Raw genomic sequence first — 22,796 nt, 5'->3', positions numbered from 1 at the left:
GGCATTACTCCGAAGCCAGCGCATGAACAGGATCGAGCCGCGCAGCCTTTCTGGCCGGCAGAAAACCGAAAATCAGGCCGGTGGCGAAGGCACAACTGAAAGCCAGCACCATGGGCAGAACCGTCATATGCATCGGCGTACCGAATGAGCCGATCAGCTGGGTAGCGGCAATGCCCAGCCCCACGCCGATCAGCCCGCCAATCGCCGACACCAGCCAGGCTTCCGTCAAAAACTGTTGCAGAATGTTCCAGGCCCGGGCACCGGTGGCCATGCGGATGCCGATTTCCCGGGTGCGTTCGGTCACGCTTACCAGCATGATGTTCATCACGCCAATGCCGCCCACCAGCAACGAGATAGCGGCAATGGAGCCCAGCAGCCAGGTCAGCGTATTCTGGGTTTCGGAAATGGTGTCAATCAGCGACGCCATGTTGCGGATGGTGAAGTCTTCAACACCGCCATGGCGGGCCAGCAAGGTATCGTGGATGATGGCCTCAATCTCCGCCATGCGGTCGATATCCGCCACCGCTACGGTAATATTCCGGAGATGGGTTTGCCCGAAAATCCGCAAGCTGCCGGTGGTATAGGGCACAAACACCACTTCGTCCTGGTCCTGGCCCATGGGGGATGCTCCTTTCTCCTCCATCACGCCAATCACCTGGAACAACACGTTGTTCACCATCAGGTGCTTGCCCAACGGACTTTCATCCGGAAACAACACCTGTGCGGTGGATGTCCCCAGCACCGCAACGGCGGCATAGTTGGCTTCATCCTGTGCGCTGAAGAAGGTGCCTTCCGCCACCGGCCACTGCCGTGCCACCGGGAACTGGAACGAGGTGGCGTTGATTTCCGCCTGGTGATCCCGGTTTGAGTAGCGTAAGGTCTGGCCGCCCGTCAGTTCAGGTATTGCGGCAAGAACACCTTCTATCTCGTTGATTGCACGATAGTCATCTGCCACCAGCGTGGTAACAGACCAGCGCCCTCCCCGCTGGTCCGGGCCGCCGGGGCGAACCAGCAACAGATCGCTGCCCATGGTACTGATTCGATCGACCACATCTTTCTTGGCACCTTCACCGATGGCCAGCATGGTGATGACCGACGCCACGCCGATGACAATACCAAGCAAGGTGAGCGCAGTACGGAACAGGTTGCTGCGAAGCGACCGCAGGGCGCTTTTCAGGGCTTCCTGCCAATCGCTCAGCACGGCGCCATTACGAATATCGGCTGCCTTAACCGGCGCCGTTCTGGCCGTGGTTTCCACGCCGGTATCCCGCACCACCTCGCCGTCGGCAATGTGGATCTGGCGCCGGGCCACATCCGCTACGTCCTGGTCATGGGTAATCAGGATAACCGTGTGGCCCTGGGCGGACAGGTCAGTCAGCAACCGGATCACTTCCTGGCTGCTTTTGCTGTCCAGGGCGCCGGTGGGCTCATCGGCAAAGATAATCTGGCCGCCGTTCATCAACGCCCGGGCAATAGATACCCGCTGTTGCTGGCCCCCGGACAACTCAGACGGCCGATGGGTCAGCCGTCCACCCAGCCCCAACCCGGTCAGCAGCTCATCCGCCCGCTGGTGGCGCCTTGCCGGGGCCATGCCCGCGTAGATTGCCGGGATTTCCACGTTTTCCCGGGCCGTCATACCCGGCAACAGGTTGTAACTCTGGAACACAAAGCCGAAGGCTTCCCGTCGTAGCAAGGCCAGTTCATCCCTGCTGAGGGCCGAGACATCCCGGCCGTCAAACCAGTATTCACCGGAACTCGGCTGGTCCAGGCATCCGAGAATGTTCATCAGGGTCGACTTGCCGGAACCGGACGGGCCCATGATGGCCACGAATTCGCCCGGATAGATCTTCAGGTCGATCCCCTTCAGCACAGGTACCGCCAGGTCCCCTTGCCCGAACGAGCGGGTGATGCCTTTCAGTTCAATCAGCGGGGTATTGCCGGTCATCTCAGCATGCCCCGGAAAGACGGGTTACCACTGGCACCGCTGCGGGGATCGCGGGATACCATGACCACTTCCTGCCCCTCTTCCAGTCCGCTCAGAATTTCCGTCTGCACCCGGTTAGATATGCCGGTGGTGACTGTCTGTGTTTGCGGATTGCCGGCAGCATCAAGAACCTGCACCGTATTGCCCTGTACCGCACTGGCAGGCACCCGCAATACATTCAGGGCCTCTTTCTGGATAAAGAACACCTGCGCAGTCATGTTGGGCAATAACTTGCCCTGCGGGTTCTCTGCCTCAAACAGGGCGTTGTAAAGCACCACGTTATTGGTCACTTCCGGTGTCGGTTCGATGTAGTCGAGTTCGCCGTATAACCTGGAATCCGGATCCCCCAGGGTGGTGAAGTACACCCGCATGCCCGGCTCAAGTTTGCTGATATCCGCTTCCGAAACCTGGGCCCGCACACGCATGGTGGCCAGGTTGGCGATGCGCATGAGCACGGGTGCGGTCTGGCTGGCATTGAGGGTCTGGCCCTGGCGGGCTTCGATGGATACCACGGTGCCGTCCATGGGGGCATAGATTCGGGCGTAGCCAAGATTGGCTTCTTCGGCACGCAGGGTTGAGGAGATCTGTTCAATCTGGGCTTCCAGCATCGCCAGCTGGGCCTTTGCGGAGGCCAGTGTTGCCTCGGCGGTTTGCAGGGATTCCCGGGTGGTTGCCTCCTCCCGGTAGAGGTTCTGCTGGCGCTGGAACTGGATTTCGGCGAGCCGTAACTGGGCCTTGCGGTCGGCAATCTGGGCCTGCTGATTCTTCAGCTGAGCCCGCGTGGCGTCTACCTTGGCGGTGTAGACGGTAGGATCAATCTCCGCCAGCAAGTCCCCTTCCTTGACGTTCTGGCCGACACGAACATGGATGGTCTCCAGCTGGCCCGACACCTGGGCACCCACATCCACATAGTTACTGGGCTCCAGCACCCCGGTGGCGCTGACCAGCAGCTGGATGTCCCCGCGGGTGACTTCAACCGTATTCAGCGGCTCCGGGGCTTTTCGGGCATCGCCGGAAAACCACCAGGCAGCAAACCCGGCAGCGGCAACCACCACCAATACTGCAAACCATTTGACTCCGCGCTTAGGGGAACCAGACGCCATTGACCTTCTCCGTGGATGAACAACCAGAGGCAACCATAGAGAAGCCGCGCATCGAAAAAAAGAGCGAAGTCAGGCTTTTGCCAAACCTTTACATTGCCGGCCAGCTGAAATTCCGGGCCCATTCCAACGCTTTGTCAAAAGGCATAGGCTCGGCATAGAAATAGCCCTGCCCGAGATCGCAGCCAAGCCGCACCAGCCGTTCGTGAACTTCGCGGGATTCAACCCCTTCAGCAATCACCCGGCGGCCAAAGCTTTTCGACAGGCCAAGAATGGCTTTAACCACCATTTCGTCATCCCGGTCGCTCACCATATCGCCAACGAACGTGCGGTCGATCTTGATTTCCTGCACCGGCAACCGGCGGAAATAATCGAGCGACGAATACCCGGTGCCGAAATCATCCATGGAAACCTCAACGCCCATGGCCTGGCAGACTTTCAGGATATCGATCACTTTGCGGGTATCATCCAGCGCCGTGGTTTCCAGGACCTCCAGTATCAACCGGTGCCTGATACCGTCCGGCAGCCGCTCCAGCCCTGCTTTCAGGTCAGGCAGGAAAGCCTGCCCCAGAAAATAGGACGGACTCAGGTTGACGCTGATCGAATACGGCAAACCCTGCTCGTCAAAATACAATAACCGCTTGATGGCCTCGCCGAGCACAAACCGACCAACCTGGCTGGCATACTCTGTGTACTCGATGTGGTCCAGAAAGCGACATGGCAACAGCAGGCCGTCGTCCGGATGGTTCCAGCGGATCAATGCCTCGAATCCCTCAACCGTGCAGCGGTTGAAGTCCACCTTGGGCTGGAAATAGAGCTCCAGCTCATCCCGGGCCAGCGCCGGCCCGATCTGTTCGAGCACCCTCACCCGCTCCTTGCGGGTAAAGTGTGACTCAAGGTCAAACATCTTGAAGGCATTCTTACCGGCCTCCTTGGCAGCATACATAGCCTGGTCTGCGTGCCGGAGCAGCATGTCCGGTTCCACATCGTCATCCGGGTATACGGTAATGCCCATACTGCAGGACAACTGCAGCACGTAATGGCGGTAATTCACCGGCTGGCGGATGGCTTCCAGAATCCGGGAATAGACGCGGCTGTCATTCACATCCCGCAAAATGGCCACAAACTCGTCGCCACCGAGCCGGGCAATCACATCGTGGCTGCGAACAATGGTTTTCAGGCGTTCGGCTACCGCCCGCAGCACGGCATCGCCCACAGAGTGGCCGTGCTCGTCGTTGATTTCCTTGAACCCGTCCAGGTCCAGGAAACAAACCGACACCGTGCCTTTACGCTGGTCCGCCTCGTACAGTTCCTGGGTAAACAGCTCTGTCAGCCTGCGGCGGTTCGGCAGCCCGGTCAGTGCGTCGTAGTTGGCGGCTTTCTCAAGGCTGGTCTGATGTTCCTGGCGCTCGCGGTACAGGCGCTTGCGCTCCAGCAAGGTGCCCACGGTCTGCAACAAGGGTGCAAGCCGGTCAGACATTTCTTCGGTATAACCGGCATCGCGGTTGGCCAGGCCCACCAGGCCAATCATCTCACTCTTGGAATACACCGGCATGCCAATGTAGCAACGGATCGGGGGGTGCCCCGGAGGCAGGCCGCCTTTGCGGGGATCGCTGCTGTAATCGTGAGCCACCACCACGGCACCGGACACCATGGGCGCACCCAACAGGTTGTCGAGCCGCTCAAACAACATGCCTCTGCGCTCCACCTGCTGGAATAGCCCCTGGGTTTCCGGGCTCCAGGCAATATTGGTGATGGCTTCAACCTTCAGGTAGGGCGTGTCGTCTTCCTTTCGCAACACCTCACCAATAAAGCCGAACTGGCTGCCGGTGATGGCCAGCAAATCCGACAACATCAATTCAAAGGCAGCCCGGTCGCTGTCATTGGTCAGGAAGGCATTCTGCGCCCGCTGGATAGCCCGGGTAATGTGGGTAAAACGCACCTCGTCGTCACCACTAACTGCCGCATAGGCCCGTTCCAGTTCATCTTCAATCAGGCTGGCCAGTGTTCGAAGCACATCCAGGTCAACTTCCCGGATGTCCCTGGGTTTGTCGTCAATAATGCAGACAGTGCCAAGCTTGTAGCCCCCGGGCTCCCTGACCGGAATACCGGCATAGAAGCGGATTTGCGGCCCTCCTGTTACCAGCGGGTTATTGCGAAAACGCGGATCTTTGCTGGCATCTTCAACAATAAAGGGCTTTTCCTGCCTGATGGCGTGGTCACAAAAGGCAAAAGAACGGTGGGTTTCCCGGGGTTCCAGCCCGTCTTTCGCCTTAAACCACTGGCGCTCCTCGTCCACAATCGAGAACAGGGCAATTTTTACGTTGTATACCTTCCGGGCAATACGCACCAGGCGGTCAAACCGCTCCTCGGGTGGCGTATCCAGGATGCCCAGCCTGGTCAGGGCGGCAAGGCGGCGTTCTTCGTTTGGGTCCATCGGCATCAGCGTTGGGCTCCGGTTATAAAGGCTTACAGTATTGTACTGTGTTCCTTGCAATGGCGATGAGTACAATTCCCGAAACCGTTACTTTTTCTAATGAGTGCTATTGCTTATAAAAAATAGCTTTGCATTCCGGGCTGGCAAGAGTAAAGTGGCGGTCGTTGGAAAGATTTAGCAAAGCATTCATCAATAAGACGTACCGCTGTTGTAGCAAGTAGTTCTCGTCCTGTTTTTGATCACGCCAGTTTTTTGTTTCCGCACACCGCTGATCCCGCCTCACAACGATGTTGGACAGCACATAAAATGATTGAATTCAGGATAGTTAAATATGTCTACTGTTACCGGTACTGTTAAGTTCTTCAACGAAGCTAAAGGTTTTGGTTTTATCACTCGTGAAGGCGGCCCGGACGTTTTTGTTCACTACAGCTCCATTCAGGGCGGCGGCTTCAAGACTCTGGCAGAAGGCCAGCAGGTTGAATTTACCGTATCTCAGGGCCAGAAAGGTCCTCAGGCGGAAAACGTAGTTGGTCTGTAAATAACAGCCCAATACGATATGAAAAAGGCAGCTTCGGCTGCCTTTTTTGCGTTCTGGCCCCTACTCACAAAGCATTCGGGCAGGCTATGATACCGGTTGCATCGACAACCAATGGCAGGAACCTGAATGCCCTCACCGCGCCTTCTATCCAAGATACCGGTCACTGGTTGGGTTATTCTGGTTATCACGCTCGCCGCAACGACACTCAGCGGGCTCTGGATGCGGGACTTCCTGATCCAGCGCGACCAGCAACAGCTGGAATTTGCCGCCTCCCAGCTCACCGAAAAAATCAATGAACGACTGAAAGCCTATGCCCTGGTGCTGCGTGCCGGTGCAGGCCTGTTCGCCGGTACAAACCGAGTTAACCGGGAAGACTGGTACAGCTTTGTCGACAAACTGGGTGTTGCGGAGTCAATAACCGGTGTACGCGGATTTGGCTTCGCTATTGTTGTTTCACCAGAGTCACGCCTACAGCATGAACAACGCCTTAGAGAAGAAGGCTTTCCTGATTACCGGATCTATCCTTCCGGCCCCCGCGACCTCTATACCGGCATTGTTTTCCTTGAGCCCATGGATCCACAGAACCGATTGGTACTGGGCTACGATATGTTTTCCGAACCGACCAGGCAGGCCGCTATGGTACAGGCCAGGGATAGCGGACAGGCCGCGCTCACCGGAAAACTGATCCTGGTTCAGGAAACCGGAAATCAGGGCGTCCCCGGCATTATTGTCTATGTGCCGGTATACAAGAATGATATGCACATTGATTCCGTGGAGCAGCGACGCGAGGCGATTGCAGGCTGGGTTTACGGAGCATTCCGGGTAACCGAGCTGCTTGAAGGCATCCTGGAAGACTGGGCAACGCCGGCCGGCGTACGGCGAGCCATCGGCGTGAGCATCTACGACGAACAGAGCAGCCCGGACAACCTGCTGTTCAGCAACCTCCCAGCCGCGATTGAAACCAACAAATCCTTACAACACGAGATCAGATTCAACGACAGAACCTGGGTTTTGCAGTTTGCGCCGATCGATTACCTGGCTGCACCCTACCTTCTGACCGTCATACTCGTAGCTTTGGGCGTACTTGCCCTGGGCCTTCTGGTGTTCTTCCTGTATCTCAGCCTGGTTCGTACCCAGCATAAAGCCAACACTATTGCCGAACGGCTGACCAAAGACCTCCGGGAGCTGGCAAACCAGTTCGATACCATTGCCGGCCGGGTGCCGGGGATGGTGTACACCTATCAGCTGTTTCCGGATGGCCGCTCCTGCTTCCCCTACGCCAGCCGCGCCATGCAGGACGTTTACGGGCTGGATCCGGCAACAGTCAAGCACGATGGTGAGCCGGTTTTAAGAACCCTGCACCCGGACGATGCAGAAAGAGTGCGTGACAGCATCATGGAGTCGGCAACCAATCTGACCGTATGGCAAGACGAATACCGGGTTATCCACCCCGATGGATCCGTGCATTGGGTACTGGGTAACGCCCTGCCTCATAAAGCCGAGGATGGCTCGGTGATCTGGTACGGAAGCCTGACCCGCATTACTGAAAGAAAGGAAGCCGAGCTGAGGCTCAGGCAGGCGCTCACTGAAGCCAGCCGCTTCCGGGATGCGCTGGACCGGATGGACACCCTTGTATTCATGAAGGATATGGACCTTCGCTACACCTACGCCAACAGCGCAACTTTAACGCGCTTCGGGTTGTCCCGTAACGAGCTTTTGGGCACCCACGGCGAGCCAGTGTTCGACAACATGAGCATCGAACGCATCAGGGCACTCGATGAAAGGGTGTTAAGAGGCGCCAAGGTTACCGAAGAAGTTGAAATCAACATCCGGGGAGAGCGCGCTGTACTCCTGCAGATCAAAACCCCGATCTACGAAGACGGCGGCAGCGAACACATTGTCGGCCTGATTGGCATCAGCACCGATATCACCAAGGCCAAGCAGCAGGCGCAGGAAATCGAACGCCTTGCCCATTACGATGCGCTGACCGGGTTGCCCAACCGCACCCTGCTGGCCGACCGGCTAAACCAGGCTATGGCCATGGTGGATAGACGGCAAAGCTCCCTGGCAGTGGTGTACCTCGACCTGGACGGCTTCAAGGCCGTGAATGACAGCCATGGCCACTCCGCCGGCGACCAGGTGCTGATCACCGTGGCCAGCCGGATGCGTCACGAACTCCGGGAGGAAGACACTCTGTCACGGCTTGGTGGCGACGAGTTCGTGGCCGTGTTGATGGACATGTCTGCGGATTCAGACTTCGAAACCCACCTGGAACGACTCCTGAAAGCCGTTTCCAGGCCAATCCTGCTTAAAGACAAGGCGGTTACGGTCGGCGCCAGCCTGGGGGTCACGTTCTATCCCCAACCCGATATCTCCGGTGGCGACCAGCTGATCCGCCAGGCTGACCAGGCCATGTACCAGGCCAAGTTGTCCGGCAAAAGCCGGTTCCACCTGTTCGATACCGAGCAGGACAGAAGCCTGCGCAGCCAGCACGAAACCATCGAGCGCATGCACCAGGCCCTCAAAAACAATGAGCTATGCCTGTATTACCAGCCCAAGGAGATGACTTCCTGCCCTGGCGCGCGCAATGGCGTGCACCAGCCAACTGGCGTAACCTGCGCACGGTTTCACGCCGGGCCTTGCCGAGCCTGTATGCCGGGGTCGACCATCGGGCCTGGGTCGAGCGTTTCCGCAGCTATCTTGAAGGCAACGACAAAAGTGTGGAGCTCGATCATAATCATTGCGGCTTTGCTGGCTGGCTGGACAAGCAGTCCGCCGAACTTCCCGGGCTGGAGGGCATCCGGAAACTGCATAAGGAAATTCACGAGATTGCCGTGGAAATCGACAAACTGCACCGGACCAACCAGCGCGAGCAGATCCCTACCCTGATGAACGCACTGGATGTACTGAGCGACCAGCTGTCCCATGAAATGGAAACACTGATGGAGCACATTGCCTGACGCCGATTCCCGGGGTTCGTGCCCTCGGTTCCTGCGTAGTACCATGGTCGGGCTACCGGTCTGGCCATGCGAGGCATAGAATGGCCGCGGATTGTACTATCGGCCAGATTCCCCCGGCTGCTGCAAATCAGAAAAGGCAAAGCATGTTTTCAGAACAGTTCTTTTCCGTCCAGGACGGACGCATCGTTATTACCGCACCCCAGGCCAGTTTCTTTGCGAAGGAAGTGGCCGGCGACTTCAACCCCATCCACGATCCGGATGCCCGGCGTTTCTGTGTGCCCGGAGACCTCCTGTTCGCGCTTGTGGTGTCCCGCTTCGGGCTGTCTGAAAACATGACCTTCCGGTTTCGCAACCTCCTGGGCGCCGAGGTTCCACTGGAATTCCGCGAGAGCGACAACGGCGGCACCATCGAAGTGGTCGATGAGGGTGGCAAGGTGTACCTGGAGGTAACCCGCAGCGGCGACATTACCCGCGATGAACGGGTCATCGCGGAATTTACCCGCTGCTACGTGGCGGCTTCCGGCAAAAACTTTCCTCACACCCTCAAGCCGTTGATGGAATCCCACGGGGTGATGTTTAACCCGGATCGCCCGATGGTGATGTACGAAAGCATGAGCCTGGCCCTGAACCAGCTGGAACTCCAGCAACCGGACCTGGAATTAAGCAAGGCCGACCTGGAAGTGGCGGGCAAACGGGGCAACGTAACCCTGGACTATCAGCTGATATCATCCGGCAAAACCGCCGGCGAAGTATCCAAGCGCCTGATGCTGGGCGGCTTGCGGGAATACTGCCCGGAAGCCATGGCCGGCATTGTTGAAGAGTTTTACCGGCTGAAAGCCCGTGGCACCCGTGTGGGAATGGACGGCGCCAATCAGCCTGCCGGGGCGTAACGCTCGAAGGTTTGCAGGCACACATCGACCGTCAGGGAGATGCTGTCCAGTTGTGCCGCCCGCGCCCTGCCCTCGGCACTGGCGCGGTACAGGTGGGGAGTCATGGCCAGCAGGTCAGCAATCGGCTCCGCACCTTCCAGATGAAGGGTGAAGCGCAAATCCTGCGTTTCCACTCGACGGAAACCTTCCGGCACCTCATCCACCTTTTTCGACTCTGCACGCACCTGCGGATAAATTATCTCCCGCAGCTCCCGCAAATGATCCTGCCCGGCATCCACCTGAATCAGCTTGCCTCCCGGTTTCAGGCCCCGGGCAAACTCGGCATATACCGGAAAGCCGAACATACAAAGCACCCGGTCCAGAGACGCAGGCTGCACCGGCAGATTGGCATTGCTGCCAACCACCCAACTCGGAGCGCGATCCTTCCTGGCTGCAGCGAGAACCGCCCACTTGGAAATATCCAGCCCAAGCACCGCCAGTGACACCCTACCACCCGCTGCAGACGCCAGCTGGCGCAGGTAATAACCTTCACCGCAGCCAGCATCCAGGCAATCAAGGTGACTGCCTTCCGATACATCCTTCAAAACCGCTGCTGAAACCGCCTCGGCTATCGGCTGGTAATAACCGGCCCCAAGAAAACGCTGGCGGGCCGCAACCATCTCCTTGCTGTCGCCGGGGTCTTTCGAGCGCTTTTTCTGTACCGGTAATAAGTGCACATACCCCTGCCGGGCGACATCAAAGTTATGGCCATTGGCGCAACGCCAGGAAGAAGATTCTCGATATAGCGGCTCGCCGTCTAACGGGCAGGCCAGGGCTTCGAAGGCTTTGGTTGTCATGGGGTTACACTCTGATGATGCGGTTCCGGTGGCGCCAATACTAACAGTTAGAGGCCTGGATTGCCCTGTTGCGAGCTGCCCCCCTGAACCCCGACGACGAAAATCGATATGTGCCATTTACAAGTTTTCACATGAACTACGCACTGTGGCTATTGATGATGCTCAAGATCAGATACAGAATGTGACCCATTTCACATTTTGTTTGTCGGCCGATTCCAACGAATGATAAAACTCAGCCTTGTCACCCGCCGCCTTATCATTGCGGGCGTTATAGCCGTTGCCTTGGTTACTCTGGTGCTCATCCCGATTACCTGGTCGAACACGACTACCCGGTTCGAGAACGCACGCCTGACGGCGGAGACACTCCTTGAAGCCGAATACGATGCCTTGCTTCAGAGCATGAATGAGAGCCTCAACCATGCCCTTGCGATTGGCGAGTTCCCCAGTATCCGTCGGCATCTCCAGCGCATACGGCAGCCACAGAACCCATATCAGGAAGCCTGGACTGAGAAAAACGAAGATCAGATACGCGGCATGCTCAGTACCCTGCTGACTCACTTCGGGCGCTACACCCGACTGGTGGTGATGGATACCGAAGGGCAGGAACGCCTGTCTACCGAAGACACTCCGGAGGCTGAGATCCTGCACCAGAATCAGCTTTATTTTAGAGAAGCCATGACAATGAACCCACGCAGCCTCTATCTCTCGGCGCCCTATCCGGATCCTTCCCGGAGTGGGCAGGAGGTTTACGTTATAGATATTTCGACGCCGATTGTAAGCTCAGAGGGCGAGCAGCTGGGTGTCTTGTTGCTGACCCTGAACTGGAACTACCTGCTGAGCACCCTTCCCCATGCAATGGGCGCACATACAAACGCGTCTGCCCTTCTTGTTGATAGAAAAGGGCATTCCCTGCTACCCGGCAACCATGGCCCAATCGCCTTTGGAGACTCTCTGAAGGACCATACGCCCGGAATCTGGCGCGAAATGGAGCCCCGTAACCGGGGTGAATTACTACTGGATGACCAACTTGTGGTTTTCCAGACCCATGACCTTCGTATCCATCATTTCCGTACTGCGGCCATGCAGGTTCTCAGTGTGCCGGGCAGCCAGCCCTGGCGCATCGCGATAAGCGTACCCCGCCCGGACGTGGCGTTCCTGATAGCAGAAAGTCCATGGAAAACGAGCCTGGTGGTTCTGACCTACGGATTAGCCATCGGGTTCAGTGTGTTCTGGGTACTGAGCAACCACCACCAGCGCTCTTTGAAAGAAAAGGCGCAGAACCTGTCTCAAAACGCGAGATCCTACGCCCGTGAACTGACCGACCTCTACGAGAACGCCCCCTGTGGCTACCACTCCCTGGATGAACAGGGCGTCATACAGAAGATCAACCGCAAGGAACTTCAGTGGCTGGGTTATTCCCGGGACGAGTTGGTTGGAAAGCGCTACTACCGGGACCTGGTCAGCCCGGAAACCCGGGACGCTTTCGACGAGGCCTTCAAGGCGGTGCTGGCTGACGGCCATGAAGGCTCCGCCGAGATTGAACTGATGTGCAAAAACGGCGAGAAACTCCCCGTCGCCATCGAAGCCACGGCCCAAACAAACGCCAACGGTTTCCAGTACAGCCGGGCCATGGTGTTCGATCTTACCGATCGTAAACAACTGGAAGACCTGCTGACCACGCAGGCCATGACAGATCCCCTGACAGGTCTGGGCAACCGGCGATTCCTGGAAACCCAGGCCGAACTGGAAATACCCCGGGCCCGCAGAAATGGCGAGCCTCTTACCCTGATTGCCGTAGACCTGGACCGGTTCAAGCGAATCAACGATGACTATGGCCACGATGTGGGTGACCGGGTACTCCAGGAGTTCGCAAAGACGGCTCAAACCGAATTACGTGATGGCGATATCCTTTGCCGTATGGGCGGTGAGGAATTCACCGTTCTACTGCCCAACACCAGTAAAGAACAAGCCTTGATGGTGGCAGAGCGGCTTCGGGCAGCCGTCGAGACTAACCCGGCAGAGGTTGGCATTGATACATCGGAGGATGGCAGTTTGGCTTACACAACTTCTTTGGGGGTGACTCTGGTGCGTTCGGATGAAAGCTCATTGAAGCCGGCCATCAAGCGCGCGGATAAAGCGCTTTATGCCGCTAAAGAGGCTGGCCGGAATCGGGTGCAATGGCGCTCAGCCGACATGCAGCATACTTGAACTCCGGAATCTTCCCGTCCGGGTCCAGGGCCGGGTTGGTGAGCAGGTTGGCGGCCGCTTCAACAAACGCGAAGGGCACAAACACCATGCCCTCGGGCATAGCCTGATCGGCCCGTGCCGTCAGGGTGATGCTGCCACGCCGGGTGGCAATCTTGATTGCATCACCCGGTGTTACGCCCAGGCGATCCAATTCCTCTGATGCCAGAAAAGCGGCCGCTTCGGGCTCCCGCTCATCCAGTACCCGGCTGCGACGGGTCATGGCGCCGGTATGCCAGTGTTCAAGCAATCGCCCTGTGGTCAACACGATGGGATAGGCTTCATCCACCGGCTCGTCCGGCGGCAGTGGCCAGGCCGGCGAAAATCTGCCCCGGCCCCCGGCCCGCGGGAAGGCATCCGAGAAGACAACGTCCTGCCCTGGCGCATCATCGGCGGAGCAGGGATAGGTCACAGAACCTTCGCGTTCCAGTCGGGACCAGGAGATGTGATCCAATGAATGCATGCCCTGCTTCATCTCAGCGAACACTTGCTCCGGGCCGTGATAGTCCCAACCCAGTCCGAAACGCCGGGCCATTTCCTGAATAATCCACCAGTCAGGTCTTGCCTCCCCTGGCGGCGACAGCGCAGCACGGCCCATTTGCACCTGCCGGTTGGTGTTGGTGACGGTACCTGATTTTTCCGACCAGGCGGCCGCAGGCAGAATAACGTCGGCGAACTGGGCGGTCTCGGTGACGAACAGATCCTGTACCACCAGATGCTCAAGCGCAGCCAGCGCGGCCCTGGCGTGGGTCAGATCCGGATCTGACATGGCGGGGTTCTCGCCGAGGATGTACATGCCCTTTATGGTGCCTGCCGTGATGGCATCCATGATCTCTACCACCGTGAGCCCGGGCTCCGGGTCAAGTTCAGTGCCCCAGAGTTCTTCGAAAGCGGCCCGTAGCTGGGCATCTCCTACCGGTTGGTAGTCGGGCAATACCATGGGGATCAGCCCGGCATCGGAGGCACCCTGCACGTTGTTCTGGCCACGCAACGGATGCAGGCCCGTACCCGGCCGGCCCGTATGGCCGCAAGCCAGGGCCATTGAGATCAGGCAGCGAGCGTTATCGGTGCCGTGCACGTGTTGGGAAATGCCCATGCCCCAGAAGATCATCGCTCTGTCGGCCCCCGCGTAGGCGCGGGCCACTTCGCGAATAACCTCTGGTTCAACACCGCAGAGCGGGCTCATCACCTCAGGTGTCATATCGGCAACACTTGACGCCAGTGCCCCGAAGCCCTCGGTGTGGGCATCAATGTAGGCCTGGTCAAAGAGTGCCTCGTGGATGATCACGTGGAGCATGGCGTTGAACAACGCCACGTCGCCTCCGGGTGAAAACCGCACGCTGCGCCAGGCATAGGCATCCAGGGCCTGCCCTCGGGGGTCTATGATGATCAGCTTAGTGCCATTGCGTGCTGCCTGCTTGAAGTAGGTGGCCGCCACCGGGTGGTTCACCGCCGGGTTGCAGCCGGTGAGGATCACCACATCGGCCTGAAGCGCCTGCATGAAAGAGGCAGTGACTGCACCAGAACCCAAGCACTCCATCAAAGCCGCCACGGAACTGGCGTGGCAGAGCCGCGTGCAGTGATCAACGTGGTTGGAGCCAAAACCGGTGCGCACCAGTTTCTGGAACAACCAGGCTTCTTCGTTGGAGCACTTGGCGCTGCCGAAGCCTGCCAGCGCATCCGGCCCGTGTTGTGCTTTAAGTTGGGTTAATCCGCTTGCCGCCAGATCCAGTGCCTCTTCCCAGCTCGCCTCACGAAAGTGGGTTAACGGACTGGCGGGATCAAAGTCAGGGTCGAGCCCTTTGGCCACACCTGCCCGACGGATCAGCGGCCGGGTGAGCCGCGCCGGGTGCGACGGATAATCAAAGCCGAAACGCCCCTTAACGCAGAGCCGGCCCTGGTTTGACGGCCCATCTTTGCCTTCAACAAAAAGGATGCGGCCCCGATGCTCGCCTGTTTCTGCTTCGGCAGGCGCAGGTTCGTCCTTCACGTGATAGGTCAGTTGGCAGCCCACACCGCAATAGGGGCAAACGGAATCCACAGTGCGGTCAGCGGTGGCAGAGTCTCCGCGGCCCTGGGCATCAATCAGGGTGGCGGGCATCAGGGCCCCGGTCGGGCAAGCCTGCACACATTCGCCGCAGGCAACGCAGGTGCTGTCGCCCATGGGGTCATCAAAATCAAACACCACTTTGGACGCAGCACCACGGTGCGCCAGACCTATGACATCGTTGCCCTGCACTTCGCGGCAGGCACGCTCGCACAAGCCACAGGTGATACAGGCGTCCAGATTGACATTCATGGCAGAGTGAGTGGTGTCATGGCCCCGGGCGTGGGCCAGAGATTCCGATCGCGGGGCCACATGGTGAACCGTGGGCTCGTTGCGCTCTGAACGGGCCGGGAGACGTTGACGCACAGCACCGGCATCAATGGCCAGCTGATCTGCCATTTCCCATAGATGGCTTGAACGATCGGGGCTGCTATCTCGCTCAGGTTGATCGGCCAGCACCAATTCCAGCACCGCTTTCCTGGCATCCTGGGCACGGACGGAGGCCGCACTTCGCACCACCATGCCGGGCGCGGCCTCGCGGATGCAGCTTGCGGCAAGTACCCGTTCGCCTTCCACTTCCACCATGCAGGCGCGGCAATTGCCATCCGCGCGGTAACCCGGGACGTCTTTGAAGCACAGATGCGGGATGGTCTCGCCGGCGCGCCGGGCCACCTGCCACAGGGTTTCGCCGGGGTAGGCCTGAACATCCACGCCGTCCAGTGTCAGGGTAAAGCTTGTCGTTGCATTGCTCATGGCTGTTTTCAATTCGCTCATGGCTGCCTCCCCTAACCTTTGGCTATCAGGTTGCGGCTGGCCAGTTCGCTGCGGAAGTCCCGCAGCAGGCTCAGCACCGGATTAGGGGCCGCCTGGCCCAGACCGCAGATAGAAGCATCCGCCATCACCCTGGCCACCTGCTGGAGCGTATCCTCATCCCAGGTATCGCGTTCAAGCAGCGTGAGCATTTTCTCTGTGCCCACCCGGCAGGGCGTACACTGCCCGCAGGACTCATCGGCGAAAAAGCCCAGAAGGTTGGAAGCCGTGTCGGCCAAATTGTCCTGATCCGACAGCACGATCACAGCTGCAGAGCCGATAAAACAGCCATGCTCCTGCAGCGTGTCGAAATCCAGGGGTATGTCGGCTTTGCTGGCCGGCAGTATGCCGCCGGAAGCCCCGCCAGGCAGATAGGCCCGGAGCCGGTGCCCTTCCGCCATGCCGCCGCAGTATTCCTCGATCAACTCGTTGAGGGTGATGCCCGCAGGGGCAAGATGAACCCCGGGCCTCGCGACCCGTCCGGAGACCGAAAAGCTCCGAAGGCCGCGACGACCATGCCGCCCCTGGCTGGCAAACCAGTCGGCGCCCTGGGCATGGATGCGAGGAATCCAGTAAACCGTCTCGACGTTATTCACCAGCGTGGGCTGACCAAACAGCCCTTTCTGGGCAACAAACGGCGGGCGATGGCGGGGCTTGCCGGGCTTGCCCTCCAGGGACTCGATCAGGGCGGATTCCTCGCCGCAGATGTAGGCGCCCGCACCACGGCGCAGGATTATGAAGCCCTGCTCGACGATGGCGGCTGCTTCCAGCTCGGCAATGGCATCTTTCAGCACACGGTGCAGTCCGGGATACTCGTCCCGCAGATATATGTACAGGGCCTTCGCCTCAACCCCCCAGGCGCTAACCAGCGCACCCTCGAGGAATCCGTGGGGTTCACGTTCCAGGTAATAGCGATCTTTGAACGTGCCCGGTTCACCTTCGTCGGCGTTGATCACCGCATAGCGTGGCCCCGGTTCCGCCCGCACGGCCTGCCATTTGCGGAACGTAGGAAATCCGGCGCCGCCGAGGCCGCGAAGGCCCGCATGCTCAAGTTCCTTCTCCAGCGATTCGATGCTCACCCGGCCTTCGCGGCACTCGGTGAGCAACTGATAACCACCGGCTGAACGGTAATCCGACAGACGTTGCCAGGAGACCTCCTCTGGCTGCACCCGCCCCTGCGCTAACGTAGCCTGAACGGTCTGGATGTTGGCATTCAGCACATGATAATGCCCTACAGCTACAACCGGCGCGGTGTCGCAGCGCCCCATGCAGGGCGCTCGCTGTACCCTCACCGTGGCGGGATCAGCTCCATCAGATAGCGCTCGATGCAAAGCTTCCGCTCCTGCCAAACGACAGGAAAGCGAGTCACACACCCGCAGAGTTATCCCGGGCGGTGGCGTTTGTTCGCCGTGAATGACATCAAAATGGGCATAGAAAGTGGCCGTCTCATAAATGGCGGCCATGGGCAGATTCATGAAGGTCGCAAGGGCCCGGAGACGGGGCATGGTCAGGTAACCGTAGGTGTCCTGCAGTGCATGAAGGTGCTCGATCAGGCGATCGCGGTGTCGCAATGACGGATCGACACCTTCGTCACCGAGCAGGCCCCGCAACTCCGACATTACAGCCGGTTCCAGTTGACGGCCACGAAGGGCTGAGCGCCGGCGTTTGAGCTTTAGTTCGTTTGAACTCATTGTTGTTTTACCAGGCCCGGGGTACAAAGAGGAGCTTGTTAGATCTGCGGTTTCGCCTTTAAGTAGATTACTCCTATCCAGGCAAACTGCTCAAGGACCCAGCCATCGCTGCGGAAGGGTTCTGACTTCCGGTGAGTCGGTTTCGTTGTAACGTTCGCACTTCAGAACCCGGAGCGTTTAACCATATCGCTTGAGTATCAGAATAAAACGATACCGCACTAACGCTTGGTTAGATATGACCAGGCCGATCACCTCTTTAGCGAGCGCCATGCAGATTCCGCAAATTCTTTTCGGTACTCCTGCGGTGATGTCTTTACCCGACCAGATAGCCAAGCTCTGCAATAGTTTTCCGACGGACCTATGATGAGAGAGAAGAGCATCTCGAAGGGCTGGACAATTTTGATATCGCCCTTGCCCAAACCAATTAACTGCTCTTTCAGCTTCTGGTAATTCTGGATATTTCGATCCTTCAGTTCCTGCTGAAATGGTCCCTTAGCCAATGGGGAACGTGCCTGATAAAGGAATCTGGCCCATTCGCGGTTGGCCGCCACCCAGTCCAGATAGCTCTCGATAATGCAAAACACCGCCTCGCGCAGATTGTTTGCCCCGGCCAACTCTCGCTCCAGTTGCTGTCGCTGATCATCCATGGCCGCAAAAAAGAGCGCACTCAGGATGCCCTCTTTGTTCCCGAAGTGATGGTAAATCGCCCCCACACTGGTGTCGCATCGGGCTTTGATGGCATCGATAGTTGTCGCTTCCACCCCCAGATCGTTAAAGCAATGCAGCGCCTGTTCCAGAATCTCTCTTTTCAGCGCAGCTCTGCGGCCCGGAAACCGATTCTCTAAAATATTGGATTGGTTCATTAAATGGATATTCGCCTGATTGAACTCGCCATGGCCTGCATTCTACCGTTTGACAGCTTTGGCCGAAACAGAATATCCTTCTTTTAAAGAATATTGTTCTGTTTTTTGTGCCACACCTTCACGAAAAGAAATCACCATGAACGTGAAACTGAACAGATACCTCAGGATTCCGGGCTGAGGGTTACCGGCATCTTGACCAATACAGCCTGTTTGCCGCAATTACTGCGCTATCTATTTTTAGCTGATGATTAAATGGATCGACAATGGAAAAAACCCTAATAACCTGTGAAGACGGCTATAGGCTCACCGGGCACTTTTTCAGGCCAGCCACAGAGTCACCTCGCGGTGCCGTCCTGCTCTCCCCGGCCACTGGGTTTCGGCACCAGGTCTATTTCAATTTTGCCACCAGTTTGAGCGAACAGGGCTTTGCCGTGCTGGCGTTTTCCAACAGGGGCATCGGGGACTCCCGCAACAATACCCCCCTCGCGGAACTCTCTGCCGACCTGGTGGACTGGGGGACCCTGGATTTGCCGGCAGCGCTGGACCAGCTGATCGCCCTGGCTCCGAACCTGCCGGTGACCCTGGTGGGCCACAGTGCCGGTGCGCAGTTGATCGGATTGATGCCCAATTTCGCCCAAATTGACCGCTATGTTCTGATTGCCGCATCGTCGGGGCATTTCGACAACCTGAAACCCAAAACCAGGCTGGCAGCCAAGCTGCTGTTCCATGGCTGGCAACCCGTTTCCGTTGCGGTGAAAGGATACTGGCCCACCAAACTCATCGGTTTTGGCGAAGACTTGCCCGCCGGCGTCGCCAGGCAATGGCGACGGTGGTGCAGCTCACCTGGCTATGTAGAAAACAGTTTTGGAAGGGAAATACGGCGGCATCACTATTCGGATATAAAAGCGCCCGTGCTGTCACTAACCGCGACAGATGACCACATCGCCGTGCCTGCAAACGTGGAAGATTTTCTGCGCCTTCTGCCCAACGCCAGGATAGAAAAACAGTTTCTGGAACCATCCAGTTTTGGACTGAAAGAAATTGGCCACAGTGACCTACTGCGCAGCCGCTGCAAGGCTTGTTGGCCGCAGGTTCTAAAAGGCCTAGCGTCTACAGACTGAACCTGAATGTCATCCTGATATCTAAGTTAAGCTGTTCTCGGATATAAGGAGCTTGCGCTTCGGCGGCGATATTGGTGCTGCGATGAGACTGATGACTCCACTTGACAGCTTCATCTTTGAATTCACACGAAAGCTCAAAGGCTAAGTGACCGCCTCAGTACCCCGGATACCGCTCCCAAAGCCCATCGTCATCCATAAAAGAATGCCACTCCTGGCACGTCCACAAATCCGACGCAACGGCCTCAATAACCTCCCGAAGCTCCAACGGCTCCAGCCACCGCTGCGGAATCACCCCGGTGCCAAGCATGGCGCCAAGAATATTCCCGGTGATGGCCCCTGTGGAGTCTGAATCCCCATCGTGATTCACTGCCACCAAAATACCCTGCTCGAAACTTTCAGCCACCAGGGCGCAATAAACAGAAATCGCCAGCGCTTCCTCTGCGACCCAGCCTTCGCCGAGTTCCTGGATAGCGATATGGTGTGGCGTACCGGACTGGCTCAGTTCTACCGCCTTATCCAGGGCCGCCAACGTCTCCTCGTGACCGCGCTCTGCAACCAGTAATATCTTGGCGGCACCCAGGGCATTTAGCAGTGTTTGATCATTCAATAACTCAAAGATCAAAACGGCCAACACGCCACCGGTCAGATAACCGCTGGGATGGCCGTGGGTGAGGCCGGCGCACATACACCCATCTTCAAATACCCTTTCCAAGCCGGAGTTGCCGTTGAAGGTGCGCCAGTAAAGCCCTACCGGAGCCACCCGCATTACCCCGCCACACCCCTTACTGTTATTGTCGGCGGTCTCTGGAACACCCGGGTAATCCCGCAGCGCACTCAAACACGTCATGCCCGGTGCTCGCTGGCTGTGCAACTCTGGCTGCTGAAACAACCAGCCGTCTTTCTCTGCGGTTACCGCACGACACTCGTGGCCCTGTGTTGCCAACCATCGTAGATAAGCATTGGCAACTGTGTGGTTGAAACCTGCAATGCCTTTACTGACTCCCCGCATTCGCCCCCGCAACAGGCCTTCTGCGGTGAACAGGGTCATTTGGGTGTCATCGGTTATCTTGCCTTTGCCACCGTAGGCCGGGGCGTAGTCGGTTATGCCGGCAGGGCCAAAGCGGCTCAGGATTTCAGCGCGGGACATGAACTCAACGGCGGCACCGAGGGCATCGCCTATGGCGCCACCGAGGAGGCAGGCGGTGTATTTATCTTTCAGCTTGGCTTCGCTACCAGGACCCGGCATGCTCTGCACAGTCGAGGTTACTGTTTCTGGCGCATGTTTCATTTTCCAGTCATCCGTGAGTTCCATGAACAATGCAGTTCGCTCTGTTCCTACAACCAAGGCCAATAAAAAATGCTCAGTTCGCTCGATCGTCTGCAACGTATATAACTTGTCTCGCACCCCGGCAGGATAGGCTGCATGGTAAAACGAAAGCTCTAACCGGCGCTTGCCACCACCAGCCGGAGTGACGGAGTACACCTGAATTGGTGAAAATCGCCGGATGTTGGGGCCAAACTCGGAGCTGATCAGCTCCATGGCATACCATTTACGAGGTTCTAAGCTGAAGCGGCGCATGAAGGAACTCTATTTTTGTTTAAAGGAGCAAGATTAATTACTAACGCATTTCGAATCTTTCCCCATTCATCCTCGGAAAAGTTTCGTTTTACCAAGTTACCCAACAACTCCTCTTGTCTGGGTTGCCCAAAGGCCAAACGATAGAGCGAAAGTATTTTTAGCGCCTCGTCCAGCCGCGCCTCCTCGCGACTCATAGGCATCATAGGAACCAGTCGTTCAATTTGCGCGGTCCCTGAAGGAATATGCCAATACGGCATCAAATCGCTTGTCCGATTTTGAGAGACGTGGTCGATTGCTGAAAACAGCTGTTCCCAATAATCGCCGCGGTCACTTAGCTGGTCCAAGCATAAGCCGTGAGATTTTGCGTACTCAGTCGCCCGGCGACGAACCACCAATGACTTATATCGATTAACCCGCCCCTCCCTTTGCTCAATATCGATCGGATTGGACGGCAAATTCCAATGAACCACTCGGTTGCAATACCAGTGAAAGTCCAAGCCCTCCTGACCGATGGATGTGGAATTCAGCATGAACGGCTTAAACGGTGAATTAAAACCGTCTCGAATGTGCTCAACGCGAACTTGCTGCTTGTCATCAGTCGAGCTCTGTATGCCCAGTGGCACCGCGAAATGACAACGTAGAGAGGCGTTCAGGGGGGTTAAATGACGCTGGCCATCTGCATGGCCCAAGTACTGAAAGGTCACGGATGACGTTTGAAAACCCATCACATCCGCAAACCTCTCTGCGGCCTCCGTAGCTGACAGACCGGCGCCCTTCAATAGATGGCCGTATTCCTCGATCATGGCCTGGAAGTCACCTTCGGCGCAGTAGTTCAGGATTTGTTGTGACTTCCAGATACTGCTTAGATGTGAGGCGTTCCTTAGCCGCGTTCCTGATTGCTTTTCGAGGACGGCAATCGACTCGGGCTTATTGAATAGGGTAAGTACCCCAAAAGCGACTCGAACCGCCGCTTTTAATTCGATCGATGGCCCTATATCGTAAAGCCCCGAGAACATACGAAGCGCGCATACCCCAGGCCCTGCGACGGAAAGCAGAGCCAGATAATTAGCGAGGTCGTTTGGCATCTTGCCCAGCGTTTTTCGCCCGCTAAGAAGCTGCTCCAGGCTGTCCTCGATTTCATCCAGATGCTTCCGCCGCCCTACATCCTTTGAGTTTGCCTGCTCGGTCTGCAGCCAATTCTGCCAGTCTTCCAGTGCATCGCTGTAACCACTGACATGATCCAGCAACATACCGGCATACGCATACCAATTATGATCCTCAGGGCCCTCAGACTCATATGGGCGGAGGCTTTTCAGCCTATCCCCAAATTGCGCACTCCTCTGGGCCAGAAGCTCTTCCAGCGTCGTATCACCACGGACTAATGTCTCTGCAGCCAACACCCGCGAGGGATAAATCAGTGACCAACCCGTTAGTGCGTTCTTACCCTCTAGCCCGGATTTCTCATAGTTACCCAGCAAGTCTCGCAGACTGAGCGGGTTACCGCCATGGCCGCTCAGATGCGGTCATGAACGCCTAATAATTGATCAGTTTCTATTGCTTGGACGCACTGCCCCCTTTCCCCCATTGCGTCGGGCCGGGGGAGCCCGGGCATCTAACCCGGAGCAAGCCGGCGTACCAGATCCGTGAGTTCGTCTTTGTAGGGATAGCTGTCACTCATCAACACTCGGATTCGGCG

14 protein-coding genes and 2 pseudogenes are annotated in these 22,796 nt (G+C 57.6%); 7 read left to right on the top strand and 9 right to left on the bottom strand.

The genetic code is table 11. The features are described 5' to 3' along the window. Positions 1–4: 4 nt before the first annotated feature. From LWH94_RS01435 to LWH94_RS01425, 3 genes are all read right to left on the bottom strand, one after another. A complete protein-coding gene (locus LWH94_RS01435; protein WP_232900941.1) occupies positions 5–1,945 on the bottom strand; it encodes a MacB family efflux pump subunit in 1,941 nt (646 codons plus the stop codon). Then, positions 1,942–3,087, bottom strand: coding sequence for an efflux RND transporter periplasmic adaptor subunit (locus LWH94_RS01430; protein ID WP_232900939.1), 1,146 nt, complete (start codon positions 3,085–3,087; stop codon positions 1,942–1,944). The genes LWH94_RS01435 and LWH94_RS01430 overlap by 4 nt, the downstream gene beginning before the upstream one ends. 88 nt (positions 3,088–3,175) lie before the next feature. Beyond that, on the bottom strand, positions 3,176–5,527 hold the full coding sequence (locus LWH94_RS01425) for a sensor domain-containing phosphodiesterase (RefSeq protein WP_232900938.1): 2,352 nt from the start codon (positions 5,525–5,527) through the stop codon (positions 3,176–3,178). A 325-nt stretch (positions 5,528–5,852) separates the two neighbouring features. Between LWH94_RS01425 and LWH94_RS01420 the strand changes: the two genes are divergently transcribed. From LWH94_RS01420 to LWH94_RS01410, 5 genes and pseudogenes are all read left to right on the top strand, one after another. After that, complete coding sequence (locus LWH94_RS01420; RefSeq protein WP_022988980.1) at positions 5,853–6,059, top strand: cold-shock protein; 207 nt, start codon at positions 5,853–5,855, stop codon at positions 6,057–6,059. A 126-nt stretch (positions 6,060–6,185) separates the two neighbouring features. Then, positions 6,186–8,501, top strand: a pseudogene (locus tag LWH94_RS01415) (sensor domain-containing diguanylate cyclase); the annotation flags it as partial. 95 nt (positions 8,502–8,596) lie between these two features. Continuing rightward, positions 8,597–8,842: pseudogene (locus LWH94_RS19565) on the top strand (CZB domain-containing protein); the annotation flags it as partial. A 51-nt stretch (positions 8,843–8,893) separates the two neighbouring features. Continuing rightward, entirely contained in the window at positions 8,894–9,019 is a 126-nt protein-coding gene (locus LWH94_RS19370) for a hypothetical protein (RefSeq protein ID WP_269802450.1), read from the top strand. 143 nt (positions 9,020–9,162) lie between these two features. Then, positions 9,163–9,909 carry a DUF3581 family protein gene (locus LWH94_RS01410; protein ID WP_232900934.1) on the top strand — a complete coding sequence of 249 codons (747 nt, stop codon included), beginning with the start codon at positions 9,163–9,165 and terminating at the stop codon, positions 9,907–9,909. On the opposite strand, the gene LWH94_RS01405 is transcribed toward LWH94_RS01410, so the two are convergent. Continuing rightward, positions 9,891–10,745, bottom strand: a complete 855-nt coding sequence (locus LWH94_RS01405) for a putative RNA methyltransferase (RefSeq protein ID WP_232900933.1) — start codon at positions 10,743–10,745, stop codon at positions 9,891–9,893. The genes LWH94_RS01410 and LWH94_RS01405 overlap by 19 nt on opposite strands. Before the next feature lie 222 nt (positions 10,746–10,967). On the opposite strand from LWH94_RS01405, the gene LWH94_RS01400 reads away from it, so the two are divergent. Then, the gene (locus LWH94_RS01400) at positions 10,968–12,953 is read left to right on the top strand and encodes a sensor domain-containing diguanylate cyclase (RefSeq protein WP_232900932.1); all 1,986 of its coding nucleotides are present in this window, start codon (positions 10,968–10,970) and stop codon (positions 12,951–12,953) included. On the opposite strand, the gene fdhF is transcribed toward LWH94_RS01400, so the two are convergent. The 3 genes from fdhF to LWH94_RS01385 form a co-directional block, all read right to left on the bottom strand. Next, complete coding sequence (fdhF, locus tag LWH94_RS01395; RefSeq protein WP_232900930.1) at positions 12,895–15,810, bottom strand: formate dehydrogenase subunit alpha; 2,916 nt, start codon at positions 15,808–15,810, stop codon at positions 12,895–12,897. The genes LWH94_RS01400 and fdhF overlap by 59 nt on opposite strands. A gap of 11 nt (positions 15,811–15,821) precedes the next feature. Then, positions 15,822–17,537 carry an NADH-ubiquinone oxidoreductase-F iron-sulfur binding region domain-containing protein gene (locus LWH94_RS01390; RefSeq protein WP_232900928.1) on the bottom strand — a complete coding sequence of 572 codons (1,716 nt, stop codon included), beginning with the start codon at positions 17,535–17,537 and terminating at the stop codon, positions 15,822–15,824. Positions 17,538–17,785: 248 nt separating this feature from the next. Then, positions 17,786–18,400, bottom strand: a complete 615-nt coding sequence (locus tag LWH94_RS01385; RefSeq protein WP_058340978.1) for a TetR/AcrR family transcriptional regulator — start codon at positions 18,398–18,400, stop codon at positions 17,786–17,788. Between the two features lie 263 nt (positions 18,401–18,663). Here LWH94_RS01385 and LWH94_RS01380 point away from each other — a divergent pair, with 263 nt between their 5' ends. Next, on the top strand, positions 18,664–19,521 hold the full coding sequence (locus LWH94_RS01380; RefSeq protein WP_232900927.1) for an alpha/beta hydrolase family protein: 858 nt from the start codon (positions 18,664–18,666) through the stop codon (positions 19,519–19,521). A gap of 154 nt (positions 19,522–19,675) precedes the next feature. Here the strand turns inward: LWH94_RS01380 and LWH94_RS01375 are convergent, their stop codons facing one another. Together LWH94_RS01375 and LWH94_RS01370 are read right to left on the bottom strand one after the other, a co-directional pair. Then, positions 19,676–20,767 (bottom strand): ADP-ribosylglycohydrolase family protein, encoded by a 1,092-nt coding sequence (locus tag LWH94_RS01375; RefSeq protein ID WP_232900925.1) that lies wholly within the window; start codon positions 20,765–20,767, stop codon positions 19,676–19,678. Positions 20,768–21,081: 314 nt separating this feature from the next. Continuing rightward, the gene (locus LWH94_RS01370; RefSeq protein WP_232900923.1) at positions 21,082–22,350 is read right to left on the bottom strand and encodes a C-terminal helicase domain-containing protein; all 1,269 of its coding nucleotides are present in this window, start codon (positions 22,348–22,350) and stop codon (positions 21,082–21,084) included. Positions 22,351–22,796: the final 446 nt, after the last annotated feature.

It is taken from the genome of Marinobacter sp. G11, from assembly GCF_021282325.1.
Taxonomy (GTDB): domain Bacteria; phylum Pseudomonadota; class Gammaproteobacteria; order Pseudomonadales; family Oleiphilaceae; genus Marinobacter; species Marinobacter vinifirmus.
This window is presented reverse-complemented; position numbering and strand designations above follow the sequence as displayed.